General features: G+C 58.9%; 12 protein-coding genes. 3 read left to right on the top strand and 9 right to left on the bottom strand.

Annotation, left to right across the window (positions count from 1 at the left end):
• Nucleotides 1-50: 50 nt before the first annotated feature.
• The 3 genes from rpoD to rpsU form a co-directional block, all read right to left on the bottom strand.
• The gene (gene rpoD / locus E4T63_RS25545; RefSeq protein ID WP_027610709.1) at nucleotides 51-1898 is read right to left on the bottom strand and encodes an RNA polymerase sigma factor RpoD; all 1848 of its coding nucleotides are present in this window, start codon (nucleotides 1896-1898) and stop codon (nucleotides 51-53) included.
• A 67-nt stretch (nucleotides 1899-1965) separates the two neighbouring features.
• Nucleotides 1966-3930 (bottom strand): DNA primase, encoded by a 1965-nt coding sequence (gene dnaG, locus E4T63_RS25540; RefSeq protein ID WP_135296688.1) that lies wholly within the window; start codon nucleotides 3928-3930, stop codon nucleotides 1966-1968.
• Between the two features lie 481 nt (nucleotides 3931-4411).
• Nucleotides 4412-4627, bottom strand: coding sequence for a 30S ribosomal protein S21 (gene rpsU, locus E4T63_RS25535; RefSeq protein WP_002551877.1), 216 nt, complete (start codon nucleotides 4625-4627; stop codon nucleotides 4412-4414).
• A 199-nt stretch (nucleotides 4628-4826) separates the two neighbouring features.
• On the opposite strand from rpsU, the gene tsaD reads away from it, so the two are divergent.
• Complete coding sequence (gene tsaD, locus E4T63_RS25530) at nucleotides 4827-5852, top strand: tRNA (adenosine(37)-N6)-threonylcarbamoyltransferase complex transferase subunit TsaD (protein ID WP_135296687.1); 1026 nt, start codon at nucleotides 4827-4829, stop codon at nucleotides 5850-5852.
• Nucleotides 5853-5887: 35 nt separating this feature from the next.
• Here tsaD and plsY read toward each other — a convergent pair whose 3' ends face one another.
• The gene (plsY, locus tag E4T63_RS25525; RefSeq protein ID WP_027610711.1) at nucleotides 5888-6457 is read right to left on the bottom strand and encodes a glycerol-3-phosphate 1-O-acyltransferase PlsY; all 570 of its coding nucleotides are present in this window, start codon (nucleotides 6455-6457) and stop codon (nucleotides 5888-5890) included.
• Between the two features lie 74 nt (nucleotides 6458-6531).
• Between plsY and folB the strand changes: the two genes are divergently transcribed.
• Both folB and folK read left to right on the top strand, forming a co-directional pair.
• The gene (gene folB / locus E4T63_RS25520) at nucleotides 6532-6888 is read left to right on the top strand and encodes a dihydroneopterin aldolase (protein WP_003228857.1); all 357 of its coding nucleotides are present in this window, start codon (nucleotides 6532-6534) and stop codon (nucleotides 6886-6888) included.
• A complete protein-coding gene (folK, locus tag E4T63_RS25515; RefSeq protein ID WP_097089125.1) occupies nucleotides 6879-7397 on the top strand; it encodes a 2-amino-4-hydroxy-6-hydroxymethyldihydropteridine diphosphokinase in 519 nt (172 codons plus the stop codon). The genes folB and folK overlap by 10 nt, the downstream gene beginning before the upstream one ends.
• An 80-nt stretch (nucleotides 7398-7477) precedes the next feature.
• Here the strand turns inward: folK and E4T63_RS25510 are convergent, their stop codons facing one another.
• From E4T63_RS25510 to glpE, 5 genes are all read right to left on the bottom strand, one after another.
• Nucleotides 7478-8707 carry a multifunctional CCA addition/repair protein gene (locus E4T63_RS25510; protein WP_135296686.1) on the bottom strand — a complete coding sequence of 410 codons (1230 nt, stop codon included), beginning with the start codon at nucleotides 8705-8707 and terminating at the stop codon, nucleotides 7478-7480.
• Between the two features lie 64 nt (nucleotides 8708-8771).
• Nucleotides 8772-10334, bottom strand: coding sequence for a SpoVR family protein (locus tag E4T63_RS25505; protein ID WP_027610714.1), 1563 nt, complete (start codon nucleotides 10332-10334; stop codon nucleotides 8772-8774).
• Entirely contained in the window at nucleotides 10331-11602 is a 1272-nt protein-coding gene (locus E4T63_RS25500; protein ID WP_003228849.1) for a YeaH/YhbH family protein, read from the bottom strand. Before E4T63_RS25500 ends, E4T63_RS25505 begins: the two co-directional genes overlap by 4 nt.
• A gap of 107 nt (nucleotides 11603-11709) precedes the next feature.
• The gene (locus E4T63_RS25495; protein WP_003228848.1) at nucleotides 11710-13632 is read right to left on the bottom strand and encodes a PrkA family serine protein kinase; all 1923 of its coding nucleotides are present in this window, start codon (nucleotides 13630-13632) and stop codon (nucleotides 11710-11712) included.
• A 294-nt stretch (nucleotides 13633-13926) separates the two neighbouring features.
• The gene (gene glpE / locus E4T63_RS25490; RefSeq protein WP_135296685.1) at nucleotides 13927-14256 is read right to left on the bottom strand and encodes a thiosulfate sulfurtransferase GlpE; all 330 of its coding nucleotides are present in this window, start codon (nucleotides 14254-14256) and stop codon (nucleotides 13927-13929) included.
• Between the last annotated feature and the right edge of the window lie 18 nt (nucleotides 14257-14274).

The raw sequence follows: 14274 nt of genomic DNA, 5'->3' as shown, positions 1-14274 counted from the left end.
TTAATCTGCCGCATAAACAAAACCCCCGGCCTGGGCCGGGGGTTCTGGTATCACTCGTCGAGGAAGGAGCGCAGATGCTCGCTTCGCGTCGGGTGGCGCAGCTTGCGCAGCGCCTTGGCTTCGATCTGACGGATCCGCTCACGCGTTACGTCAAACTGTTTGCCCACTTCTTCGAGCGTGTGGTCGGTGTTCATGTCGATACCGAAGCGCATGCGCAGGACCTTGGCTTCACGGGCAGTGAGGCCGGACAGCACTTCGCGGGTCGCTTCTTTCAGGCTTTCAACGGTTGCAACATCGATTGGCGACTGCATGGTCGAGTCTTCGATGAAGTCACCCAGATGAGAGTCTTCGTCATCACCGATCGGGGTTTCCATGGAGATCGGCTCTTTAGCGATCTTCAATACCTTGCGGATCTTGTCCTCAGGCATTTCCATGCGTTCGCCCAGCTCTTCCGGGGTCGGTTCGCGACCCATTTCCTGCAGCATCTGGCGGGAAATGCGGTTGAGCTTGTTGATCGTCTCGATCATGTGCACCGGAATACGGATGGTGCGGGCCTGGTCGGCGATCGAGCGAGTGATCGCCTGACGGATCCACCAGGTGGCATAAGTCGAGAACTTGTAACCACGACGGTATTCGAACTTGTCCACCGCTTTCATCAGACCGATGTTGCCTTCCTGGATCAGATCGAGGAATTGCAGGCCGCGGTTGGTGTACTTCTTGGCGATCGAGATCACCAGACGCAAGTTGGCTTCAACCATCTCTTTCTTCGCGCGGCGGGCCTTGGCCTCACCGATCGACATGCGACGGTTGATGTCCTTGATTTCGGCGATGGTCAGACCGGTCTCGGTTTCCAGCGCGATCAGTTTCTGCTGGCAACGGATGATGTCCGGCTGTACGCGACCAATGGCTTCGGCGTATTTGCTCTTGCCTTTGGCCAGGGCGTCGGACCAGCTTTCGTCGACTTCATTGCCCGGGAACTGACGCAGGAAATCTGCGCGTGGCATACGTGCATCACGTACACACAGTTGCATGATCGCGCGCTCTTGCTGACGCAGACGATCCAGGGCGCTGCGAACACGCTCGACCAGGGCTTCGAATTGCTTCGGCACCAGTTTGATCGGCATGAACAGCTCAGCCAGGGCCAGCAACTCGGCAATCGCTGCCTTGTTGTGACGACCGTGCTTTTTCAGGGCCTTGCGGGTGATTTCCATCTGATCGGACACAGCGCCAAAACGCTGGGCCGCGATGACCGGATCCGGACCGCTTTCGGCTTCTTCTTCGTCATCCGAAGATTCGGCGTCATCGTCGTCGGTATCGTCGTCAGCCTTGGCGGCTTTCGCGTCGATCGGCGGCGGCACTTCGGCGGCCGGCGGCGCAATGCCGTCGTCCGGGTCGATGTAACCGCTCAGAACGTCGGACAGGCGACCACCCTCGGTGGTGACGCGAGTGTACTCGGAGAGAATGTGGTCAACCGTGCCAGGGAAGTGCGCGATCGCGCTCATCACTTCACGGATGCCTTCTTCGATACGTTTGGCGATTTCGATTTCGCCTTCACGAGTCAGAAGCTCGACCGTACCCATTTCACGCATGTACATGCGCACCGGGTCAGTGGTGCGACCGATATCGGTCTCCACCGCTGCCAACGCAGCGGCTGCTTCTTCCGCAGCGGCCTCGTCGGTATCGGCGTCGGCCAACATAAGGGCGTCCGCATCCGGAGCACTCTCGTGTACGGGGATCCCCATGTCGTTAATCATGCGGATGATGTCTTCCACCTGCTCCGGATCTGAAATATCCTCGGGCAGGTGGTCGTTGACCTCGGCGTAAGTCAGATACTTCTGCTCACGACCCAGTTTGATCAACTCAATAATACGAGACTGCTGTTGCGCTTTTCCGGACATAACACCCTATCCACTGAAGGTCTTGGCGGGCAAAAAACAAGCCGAGGATTATACCTGAGCTATGACCTCACGCGCCAGTTGAGGTCGGGTTTGATGCGGAAACATTGCGACTTAAAAGGTCGCGCAGTTGATTTTTCTCTTCGGCGCTCAGTTCGCTTTGACGCGCTTTCCTGAGCAACTGTTCCAGATTTCGCTCGCGTTGGCGGGCTGACAAGCTAGTAATGGTGTCGAAAAACTGTTGTTCAAGGTTTTCTCCGTCAATCAGCCACTCCTTTTCCGCCAGCGCTTTCAACAAGCGACCCTGTTCAGTGCCGTGCCATCGCGCGATCAACTGAAATGAGTTTAGCTTGGGATTCTTCTGTACGGCTTCGAGCAGCGCCACAAGCAACTGTGCGTTGGTCTGATTTTCGTCCGCAATGTGCCCGGCGTCCTCGACGCGCTCGGCCAGTTGCGGGTGATGCAGCAATGTTCGCAGCGCGGTCAGGGTCGGTGATTCGACGCCAATCGGCGTGCGCGGGCGTTGTTGATCGCGATCGCCGCCACGCTTGCCGTTCTTGTCCCAGGGTTTCTTGTCCCATTTCTTGCCGCCGGCGCCGGGTTTCTTCGGCGTCCACTCCTGCTGCGGCACATACATGTCTTGTGCCTGCGGCTGATGGTAGTCGCTGTAATCCGGCATTGCGTCGTAATCGATGCCCGGATCGTAGGCGGGCGGCGCTTCCTGCGGCGCGCTTTGCGCCAGCTGGCTGACGGTTTCGCTGCTCAGACCGGTAATTTCGCTCAAGCGCTGGCGCATCAGGATGCGCAGGTTGGCGCCCGGCACTTTGTCGATCAGCGGCGCGGCGAGGGTGGCCATATGGGCCTTGCCTTCGAGCGAGCGCGGATCGGCTTCCTCGGTCAGTTGCTGGAAGAAATAATCGGCCAGCGGTTGCGCATGTTGGTTGATGCGGGCCTTGAAGGCATCAGTGCCTTCGGCGCGAACCAGGGTGTCCGGGTCTTCGCCTTCGGGCAAAAACAGAAAGCGCGCGCGGCGCCCGTCCTGCAGGCACGGCAATGTTGCTTCCAGTGCGCGCCATGCGGCGTTGCGGCCGGCCTGGTCACCGTCGAAGCAGAACAAAACGTTCGGCACTACCCGAAACAGACGCTTGAGGTGTTCTTCGCTGGTTGCAGTGCCCAGGGTCGCGACGGCATTGCGCAAACCTTGCTGGGCGAGGGCGATGACGTCCATGTAACCCTCGACGACGATGATTTCGTCGAGGTTGCGGTTGTTCTTGCGTGCTTCATAGAGGCCGTAGAGTTCCTGGCCTTTATGAAAGACCGGGGTTTCCGGCGAGTTCAGGTATTTCGGCTTGTCGTCGCCGAGTACCCGGCCACCGAAAGCGATGATGCGGCCGCGGGTATCGCGGATCGGGAACATCACGCGATCGCGGAAGCGGTCATAGCGTTTGCCGGTTTCGGCGTTCTCGATCAGCAGTCCGGCGTCGATCATGGCCTTCTGCTGCAAAGTGTCGCTGCTCAAATGCTTGAACAAGTTGTCCCAGCCCGGCGGCGCGAAGCCGAGACCGAAGTCCCGGGCGATCTCGCCGGTCAGTCCGCGGCCCTTGAGATAATCCACCGCAGCCTTGCGCGCCGGATGACTCTTGAGCGCCTGGCGGTAGAAATCGGCGGCGGCGGTGAGCAGCGGGTACAGCGGCGAATCGGTTGGCTGCCGCGGTTTGTGCGGGCGGCCACTTTCTTCGCGGGGGATTTCCATGCCGGCGGCTTTGGCCAGGTCCTCAACCGCCTGGGGGAAATCCAGGTTGTCGTGGTCCATGAGAAAGCCGAGGGCGTTGCCACCGGCGCCGCAACCGAAGCAGTAATAGAACTGCTTGTCCGGGCTGACGCTGAACGATGGGGTTTTCTCTTTATGGAACGGGCAGCAGGCGGTGTAGTTCTTGCCGGCCTTTTTCAGTTGCACACGCGAGCTGACCACGTCGACGATGTCGGTGCGGTTCAGGAGGTCGTCAATAAAGCTCTGGGGAATCAGCCCGGCCATGGCGTTCTCGTCTGCGCTGTAATGAGTCCGATGCGAAGGGCGGCCGGACGCAGGTCTTGAGTGAGGCGCACAAAATGGGCGGCTCGACCGGGTTCGGTTGCGTGATCGCTGTCGGGAAGTGTATCTGCCGAAAAACCACTGACGTTAGTACTCATCAGTTTTCGACTATTTGAAAGTGTTGCGCTGAATCCGCTGACGGCCGATAAATGGCCCCGGATAGCTCAATAAAGCGGGCACGCATGCAGGTGCCTTGGGCTGATCGTCGTAAGAGGAATCAGTGGGTGTGCTCGTCAGTAGCCTTGAAAGGCTCGTCAGAAAAGACGTGCACCGCTGGCAAAAGAGCCAGGTCTGACGCGTGAAGCAGATTTGTCTCGGTCGCGTGTGCGGCTTCGACGGTGAAGCATCAAGCGTTTTACGCAAATGCCATTAGCCCGGCTGAGGGCCGGGCTTAGGCAAGAAGCTTGCTACGATCGTCTGTGTATTAGTACAGACGAACGGCGCGGCGCTGTTCGCGCTGAACTTTCTTGGCGTGACGCTTAACAGCGGCTGCTGCTTTGCGCTTACGCTCAGAAGTTGGCTTCTCGTAAAATTCGCGGCTACGAACTTCAGCCAGTACACCGGCTTTTTCGCAGGAGCGCTTGAAACGACGCAGAGCTACGTCGAAGGGTTCGTTCTCTTTAACTTTGACGGCTGGCATCCAGAGCTACCTTCATTCATTACCGGGGTCAACATCCTCGCGGCAAAAGAGCACTTGAAGACGTCGGTTTTTAAGGGTTGCGGATGTTAACCCCTCATCGCTCGGAATGCAAAGCCTCTGATCGAAAACCGCTAGTCGGGGCATCGCATGGCGACTATTATGCGCGCCTTCGAATTCAGCCTAAACAAGGCGCAAACCCATGCTAGTACTGGGATTAGAAACCTCCTGCGACGAAACCGGCGTCGCATTATACGACAGTGAACGCGGCCTGCTGGCCGACGCGCTGTTCAGCCAGATCGACCTGCACCGCGTCTATGGCGGCGTGGTGCCGGAGCTGGCCTCGCGTGACCATGTCAAACGCATGCTGCCCTTGATTCGTCAGGTGTTGGCCGAGGCTGACTGCGTGCCGACCGAGATTGATGCGATCGCCTACACCGCGGGCCCGGGCCTGGTCGGGGCGCTGCTGGTCGGTGCCTCGTGCGCTCAGGCGCTGGCATTTGCCTGGGGCATTCCGGCACTCGGTGTGCACCATATGGAAGGCCACTTGCTGGCGCCGATGCTGGAGCCAAAACCGCCGAAATTCCCGTTCGTCGCTTTGTTGGTTTCCGGGGGGCATACGCAGCTGGTTCAGGTCGATGGCATTGGCCAATACAGCCTGCTCGGCGAGACCCTCGACGATGCCGCCGGCGAAGCGTTCGACAAAACCGCGAAAATGATGGGCCTCAATTATCCGGGCGGGCCGGAAATCGCCAAGCTGGCCGAGAAGGGCGTCGCAGGACGTTTCACCTTCCCGCGTCCGATGTGTGATCGCCCGGGCCTGGATTTCAGCTTCAGCGGCTTGAAGACCTTTGCCCTCAACACCTGGCAGCAATGCGTCAACGCCGGGGACGACAGCGAGCAAGCCCGTTGCGACATCGCGCTGGCGTTCCAGCAGGCCGTGGTGGAGACTTTGACCATCAAGTGCAAGCGCGCCCTGAAACACGCGGGCATGAAGCGTCTGGTGATCGCTGGCGGCGTCAGCGCCAACAAGGCCTTGCGCGCTTCGCTGGAAAAGATGCTCGGCGACATGCAGGGCGATGTGTTCTACGCCCGCCCGGAGTTCTGCACAGACAATGGCGCGATGATCGCGTTTGCCGGTTGTCAGCGTTTGCAGGCTGGTCAGCAGGAAAGTCTGGCGATCAGCGTGCAGGCGCGCTGGCCGATGGAGCAGTTGTCGGCACTGTGATTGGCGGTGCGATTGGCGGTGTGGCTGAGCGGTATTTAAAAATGCCGTTCGCGCCCGGCAAACAGGTCGCGTAGATTGCCGCGGTGGCGCCAGACGATCAGCAATGTCAACGCGCTCATCGGCAGCAGCGCTTCCGGTTCTTGCCACGCGAGTAAGGGCAAGGTCAGGGGCGTGGCGATCAGCGCCGCCAGCGAGCTGGTACGGGTCAGGTAGAACGTCAGCAGCCAGGCGCACACCGCCAGCAGCGCGGCGGGTGGATACAGGCCCAGCAGCATGCCGGCAGCCGTGGCGACGCCTTTGCCGCCGCGAAAACGGAAATACAGCGGGAACAGGTGACCGATAACGGCGCACACGCCGATCCAGGCCTGATCCTGCAACGAAAGGCCAGCGGCCGCTGCGATCAGCACCGGTACCAGGCCTTTGCACAGATCACCGAGCAGGGTCAGGATCGCCAGTTTGCGACCGACCAGGCGCAGCATGTTGGTGGCGCCGGCATTACCCGAGCCACTCATTCGCGGATCCGGGTTTCCGGTCAGGCGGCTGAGCAAAATGGCGAAGGACAGAGAGCCGAGCAGGTAGGCGAGAGTCGCCAGTAACCAAAACATGCTAACTATTCCGGGCGAGGACGCCCTGATTCTAACGGCGCATTGCGCCCTTGTCGTGCAGCGGAGAAAAGTGCTTGGACAGAGTGTTTATCGAGGGCCTGGAAGTCGACACCGTGATCGGTGCTTACGACTGGGAGCGGGGCATTCGACAGTGCCTGCGTCTTGATCTGAGCTTCGCCTGGGACAATCGCCCGGCCGCCGCGGGTGACGACCTGACCCTGGCGCTCGATTACGCCAGCGTTTCAACGCGTATCCAGGCCTTTGCCGAGCAATCCCAGTATCAACTGGTCGAGACCTTTGCCGAGCGTCTGGTGGAAGTATTGATGGCCGAGTTCAAGATCACCTGGGTTCGCCTCAAGCTGACCAAGCCTGGCGCAGTGCCGGCGGCCAAGGGTGGCGTGGGTGTGGAGATCGAGCGCGGATGTCGCTGACTCAGGTGTACCTCGGGCTCGGTAGCAATATCGAGCGCGAAACCCATTTGCGCGCCGGGCTCGACGCTTTGGCGACGTTTCTGGTGGATATCCGCTGTTCGGCGGTGTTCGAGAGTCAGCCGGTGGGGATCAAGAGCGGGCCTTTCTTCAACTTCGTGGTCTCGGCGTTTACCGATCTGCCCTTGATGGAGCTGGATCGGCGCCTGAAATTCATCGAAGCCGATAACGGTCGCTATGCACCGGATCGCAAGGGTTTACCGCTGGATATCGACGTGCTGTTGTACGGCGATCTGACCGGTAACTTCGACGGCTTGATTCTGCCGCGTGCCGAAATCCTGAAAAACGCCTTTGTGCTGTGGCCGCTGTCGCTGATTGCGCCGGATCGGGTGCATCCGGGTGTGGGGAAAAGCTTCGCGACGTTGTGGGCCGAGGCGCAGATTGATCAGGTGTTGGCGCCGGTGGCCTTTGAGTGGCGTGGGCAGCAACTGACGTCTTCGGATTTACGTTGAATCAACGGCCGCTTTTGCGAGCAAGCCCACACATTTGGAATGCATTCCCCTTGTGGGAGCGGGCTTGCTCGCGAAGCTTTTCAGGCTGACGCCTTGTCTTTGTAGGCTTTTAGCGCCTTCAGTCGTTCTCGCTTCAGCGCTTCGCCCAGTTCCGGGCCTTTGAATCCCTTCTCCAGTAACGGCTGCACCGCGACTTCCCGCGCAGCCTGGGCAGCGCCGCGTAAATAATCGGCCTGTGGATAACTTCTCTGCTCCAGCCCTTTACGGCCTCGGGCGTCCATTTCGCATGCGCCGACAAACTCTTCAAACCGCTGCGGTCGTCGATACACATCAAAGCTCTGCAACAGCTCCAGCAATGTTGAGGCCTTCAATTCCAGCGCCCGATGACAGTGGGTGTGGTACTTGCCGACAAGCAAGGCCAACTCCTGACAATCCTTCGGTGCCTTGAAGCGTTCGTTGACCGCTTTGATCAGCTTAAACCCAGTGTGTTCATGGGCGATATGTCGTGGCCACTCTTCTTCCGGCGTCAGGCCTTTGCCGAGGTCATGCAGCAGGCAAGCCCAGCGTACCGTCAGCGGTTGTTTGTGCAGAGCTGATTGCTCCAGAACGCTGAGAGTGTGCAGGCCGGTGTCGATTTCCGGGTGATGCACTTCCGGTTGTGGCACGCCAAACAGCGCGTCGACTTCCGGCATCAGTTCTTTCAGTGCGCCGCAATCGCGCAGCACCTGGATGAATACCTGCGGCTGATCTTCCATCAGTGCGCGGGAGATTTCTTTCCAGCTGCGTTCGGCGGTCAGCGCCTGCAGTTCGCCGGACTCGCTGAGCTGGCGCATCAGTTCCAGTGTTTCTGGTGCGACAGTGAAGCCAAGACTGGCATAACGGGCAGCAAAGCGCGCAACGCGCAGCACGCGGAGCGGATCTTCGGCGAATGCGGGGGAAACGTGGCGCAGGATCCGCGCTTCGAGATCGCGTTGCCCATGATAGGGATCGGTGAGGTTTTGCTGGTCGTCCTCAGCTATCGCATTGATGGTCAGATCACGACGGATCAGGTCTTCTTCCAGAGTGACTTCGGGGCTTGCGTGAAAAGTGAACCCGCCATAACCGCGACCGCTTTTGCGTTCGGTGCGGGCAAGGGCGTATTCCTCGCCGGTTTTCGGGTGAAGGAATACCGGAAAATCCGCACCCACGGGGCGAAAGCCCTGGGCGAGCATTTCCTCAGTGGTCGCGCCCACCACCACCCGATCAACGTCGGTGACCGGTATACCCAGCAAGCGATCGCGTACCGCACCGCCAACCTTGAAAATCTGCATAAAAAACCTCCGTTAGCCCGACAGGATAACCCTTGTGTCGGACTTTCGGAGGTCAGAACCGCATCTAGAGATGAATCACGGCCAGGTCGAGTCGACCGTAATCACCCTCGCTGTGTTCACTTCGCGGCGGTACGTGGTGAGTTTTCATGATCTGGTCGCCCTGAAGGGTTTCCAGGTGAATGTCGAAGCCCCACAACCGGTGCAGATGTTTCAGTACCTCGTCGGTGGAATCGCCCAAGGGTTTGCGGTCATGTTGCTGGTGACGCAGGGTCAGCGAGCGGTCGCCGCGGCGGTCGATGCTGTAGATCTGCACGTTCGGTTCGCGGTTGCCGAGGTTGTACTGCGCGGCCAGGGTTTCGCGGATGATCCGGTAACCGGTTTCGTCGTGGATCGCCGGGACCAGCAAATCGTCCTTCTGGTCGTCATCGAGGATGCTGAAGAGCTTCAGGTCGCGGATCACTTTCGGTGACAGGTACTGGAGGATGAAGCTCTCATCCTTGAAACTGCTCATGGCGAATTTGATGCTCGACAGCCAGTCGGAACCGGCGATGTCCGGAAACCAGCGCCGGTCTTCCTCGGTGGGGTTTTCGCACATGCGGCGGATGTCGCGATACATCGCAAAACCCAATGCGTAGGGGTTGATCCCGTTGTAGTAAGGGCTGTCGAAGCCTGGCTGGAACACCACGCTGGTGTGCGAGGTGAGGAATTCCATCATGAACCCGTCAGTCACCAGGCCCTCGTCGTACAGGTCGTTCATCAGGGTGTAGTGCCAGAAGGTGGCCCAGCCCTCGTTCATCACCTGAGTCTGACGCTGTGGATAAAAATACTGGGCGATCTTGCGCACGATCCGCACGATCTCCCGTTGCCACGGCTCCAGCAACGGCGCGTGCTTCTCGATGAAATACAGGATGTTTTCCTGCGGCTCGGCCGGGAACCGGGCGTTGTCCTTGTCGCTGTACTTGTCCGCGCCTTTGGGGATGGTGCGCCACAGATCGTTGATCTGCTTCTGCAAGTGCTCTTCGCGATCCTTCTGCCGCCGGCGTTCTTCCTCGGCGGAAATCGGGTAGGGACGCTTGTAGCGATCGACCCCGTAATTCATCAGCGCATGGCAGGAGTCGAGCAGGTCCTCCACCGCATCGATACCGTGGCGCTCCTCGCATTGCATGATGTACTGCTTGGCGAACACCAGGTAATCGATGATCGAACTGGCATCGGTCCAGGTGCGGAACAGGTAATTGCCCTTGAAGAAACTGTTATGGCCATAGCACGCGTGTGCCACCACCAGCGCCTGCATGCAGATGGTGTTTTCTTCCATCAGATAGGCAATGCACGGATCCGAGTTGATCACGATCTCGTAGGCCAGCCCCATCTGGCCGCGGCTGTAGGATTTCTCGGTGCTGAGGAAGTGTTTGCCGTAGGACCAGTGGTGATAGCCCAGTGGCATGCCGACCGAGGCATAGGCGTCCATCATCTGTTCGGCGGTGATCACTTCGATCTGGTTGGGATAGGTGTCCAGGGCATAGCCGGCCGCAATCCGGGCGATTTCGCGGTCGTAGGCCTGGATCAGCTCGAACGTCCATTCGGAGCCGGTGGAAATGGGTTGGCGTTTCTGCTCTTTGGCGGTCATGTCACTAACCTGCGCTGGAAGAGTTCACGGAAGACCGGATAGATATCCCCGGCCGAGACCAGTTGCTGCTGGGCAAACGTGTCGGAAAAGGCTTCGGCGATGCGTTCGTATTCGTACCAGAGGGCCTGGTGTTCGCGCGGGGTGATCTCCACATAAGTGTAGTACTGCACAAACGGCATGATCTGATTGATCAGGATGTCGCGGCAGATCGGCGAGTCATCGTTCCAGTTGTCGCCGTCGGAAGCCTGCGCGGCGTAGATGTTCCATTCGTTGCTCGGGTAGCGCTCGGCCATGATCTCCTGCATCAGCTTCAGGGCGCTGGAGACGATGGTGCCGCCGGTTTCCCGCGAGTAGAAGAACTCTTCCTCGTCCACTTCCCGGGCGCTGGTGTGATGGCGGATGAACACTACGTCGATCTTGTCGTAGTTCCGCTTGAGGAACAGGTACAGCAGGATGAAAAAGCGTTTGGCGATGTCCTTGGTCGCCTGGGTCATCGAGCCGGACACGTCCATCAGGCAGAACATCACCGCTTTCGAGCTGGGGTTGGGTTGCTTGATCAGCAGGTTGTATTTCAAGTCGAAAGTATCGAGGAACGGCACGCGGTGAATGCGCGCGCTGAGTTTCTCGATTTCCGCTTCGAGTTCCTGAATATCGCCGAAGTTGTCCGGCTCTTCGCGCTTTAATCGCGCCAGTTCCTCTTTGGCCTCGCGCAGTTTGGCACGGCTGCTGCCGGACAGCGCAATGCGCCGGGCGTGGGCCGAGCGCAGGGTGCGGATGATATTGATCCGCGACGGGTTGCCTTCGTTACTGATCCCCGCGCGCACGGTCTTGAAGGTGTCGGTACCACTGAGGTTGCGCTTGACCAGATTCGGCAGTTCAAGGTCCTCGAACATGAACTCGAGGAATTCTTCCTGGGTGATCTGGAAAACGAATTCGTCCATGCCCTCGCCGGAATTGCCAGCCTTGCCGGGACCGCGTCCACCGCCGCCCCCCGGAGGCCTGGCGATGTGTTCGCCGGCAGTGAATTCCTTGTTGCCGGGATGAACCACGGTCTGCTTGCCGCCGCGACCGTGGTGAAGCACCGGTTCGTCGATATCGCGACCGGGAATGCTGATCTGTTCGCCGTGTTCCATGTCAGTGATGGAACGGCGGCTGACTGCCTCTTCGACAGCCTTCTTGATGTGATCACGGTAACGCCGCAGGAAGCGCTGGCGGTTCACCGTGCTCTTGTTCTTGCCATTGAGACGTCGGTCGATCACATAGCTCATACGTGGCCCTCCGGGCAGCTTCAAGTTGTGAGCTGCGAGCCGCAAGTAGAAGCACAGCGTTCACATGCTTTTTTCTTGCAGCTCGTAGCTTGAAGCTTGTAGCTGTTTTACTGCGATTTCCGGACCCGTAGGTACCATTCGGACAGAAGTCTTACCTGTTTGTCGGTGTAGCCGCGTTCGACCATTCGAGTAACGAAGTCGTTGTGTTTCTGTTGATCCTCTTTGCTCGCCTTGGCATTGAAGCTGATGACTGGCAGCAGGTCTTCGGTGTTCGAGAACATTTTCTTCTCGATGACCACCCGCAGTTTCTCGTAGCTGAGCCAGGTCGGGTTCTTGCCGTTGTTGTTGGCTCGGGCGCGCAACACGAAGTTGACGATTTCGTTGCGGAAATCCTTCGGATTGCTGATGCCCGCCGGTTTCTCGATTTTCTCCAGCTCTTCGTTCAGGGCGACACGGTTGAGAATCTCGCCGGTCTCCGGATCGCGGTATTCCTGATCCTGGATCCAGAAGTCCGCATACAGCACGTAGCGGTCGAAGATGTTCTGCCCGTATTCGCTGTAAGACTCCAGATAAGCGGTCTGGATCTCCTTGCCGATGAACTCGATATAACGCGGCGCGAGGTATTCCTTGAGGTAGCGTAGATAGCGCTCGCGGGTCTCGGCCTGGAACTGTTCCTGCTCGATCTGTTGTTCCAGCACATACAACAGGTGCACCGGGTTGGCGGCGATTTCATGCGGATCGAAGTTGAACACCTTGGACAGAATCTTGAACGCGAAACGGGTCGAGAGACCGTTCATGCCTTCGTCGACGCCCGCCGAGTCGCGGTATTCCTGAATCGACTTGGCCTTCGGATCGGTGTCTTTCAGGTTTTCCCCGTCGTAGACGCGCATCTTCGAATAGATGTTGGAGTTTTCCGGTTCCTTGAGGCGCGACAGCACGGTGAACTGCGCCAGCATCTTCAGAGTGTCGGGGGCGCAGTGGGCTTTGGCCAGCGAACTGTTGAACAGCAATTTGTCGTAAATCTTCACCTCGTCGCTGACCCGCAGGCAGTACGGCACTTTGACGATGTAGATCCGGTCGATGAACGCTTCGTTGTTCTTGTTGTTGCGGAAGGTGTGCCACTCCGATTCGTTGGAGTGCGCGAGCAGGATCCCGGTGAACGGAATCGCCCCCAGCCCTTCGGTACTGTTGTAGTTGCCTTCCTGCGTGGCGGTCAGCAATGGGTGCAGCACCTTGATCGGTGCCTTGAACATTTCGACGAATTCCATCAGGCCCTGGTTGGCCCGGCACAGCGCACCGGAGTAGCTGTAGGCGTCGGCGTCGTTCTGTGGGTATTCCTCGAGTTTGCGGATGTCGACCTTACCGACCAGCGCCGAGATGTCCTGGTTGTTCTCGTCACCCGGTTCGGTCTTGGCCACGGCGATCTGGTTGAGGATCGACGGATACAGTTTGACCACACGGAACTGGCTGATGTCGCCACCGAATTCGGCCAGGCGTTTGGTCGCCCACGGCGACATGATGGTGTTCAGGTAGCGCCGCGGGATGCCGAAGTCTTCCTCGAGGATCGCGCCATCTTCGGTGGCGTTGAACAGACCCAGCGGGGATTCGAATACCGGCGAGCCCTTGATCGCGTAGAAGGGCACTTTTTCCATCAGCTGTTTCAGCTTCTCGGCCAGGGACGATTTACCGCCACCGACGGGGCCGAGCAGGTAGAGGATCTGTTTCTTCTCTTCCAGGCCTTGGGCGGCATGGCGGAAATACGAGACGATCTGGTCGATGCATTCTTCCATCCCGTGGAAGTCTTCAAAGGCCGGATAGCGACGAATCACCTTGTTGGAGAAGATCCGCGACAGCCGCGAGTTGGTCGACGTGTCGAGCAGCTCGGGTTCGCCGATGGCCATCAATAGACGCTCGGCGGCGGAAACGTAAGCGCTGCGGTCCTTTTTGCACAGCTCCAGGTACTCCTGCAGCGAGAGTTCTTCCTGGCGTGTGGACTCGAAGCGTTGTTGGAAGTGGCTAAAGATACTCATGACGTCACCTCGCTCGATACGTGGAGCCGACGCCGGATCACTCAGTCGATGCTGGCAAGCAGCCGTGGTGGCTGCCTGTTTACCCCCCAGAACACTTTCGCGGTCGACAACCTTGAAAGTCACTCCCGATGACCCGTGCGCCGGTGTACCGGCTCTCCCCTGTTTTGGATGGCCTGGGCTTAAGGATAGTTGGGAATTCGGGAGGTAAAGGCGAGATACGTAATTAGTTGTGGCAGACCGTTCGTCTGCCCCGCGCAGGCCCACGGCAGCCGGGGCCTGCACGTGACAAAAAAATTATTCGGCGGTGCCTTGCGCGGTTTCCGACGGATAAGTCGTACGCCACAACTCAAAGCCACCGTCCATGCTGTAGACGTCGGAGAAACCCTGACTGATCAGGTAGGCGGCCGCGCCCTGGCTGGAATTGCCGTGGTAGCAGACGACAACGGTCGGTGCATCGAGGTCGGCGCCTTGAATGAAGGCGTGCAGCGAGTGGTTGTCCAGATGCTTCGAACCGCTGATATGCAGGGCGGCAAAAGTTGCAGGATCACGGACATCGACCACGACTGCGCCTTGCTCACGCAGGGCATGGGCCTGTTCCGGGGGGATTCGTTTGAATTCGCTCATGGCGGGTTCCTGTAGCTC

Origin of the sequence: Pseudomonas fluorescens (genome assembly GCF_004683905.1) — a bacterium.
Taxonomy (GTDB): Bacteria; Pseudomonadota; Gammaproteobacteria; order Pseudomonadales; family Pseudomonadaceae; genus Aquipseudomonas; species Aquipseudomonas putida_A.
This window is presented reverse-complemented; position numbering and strand designations above follow the sequence as displayed.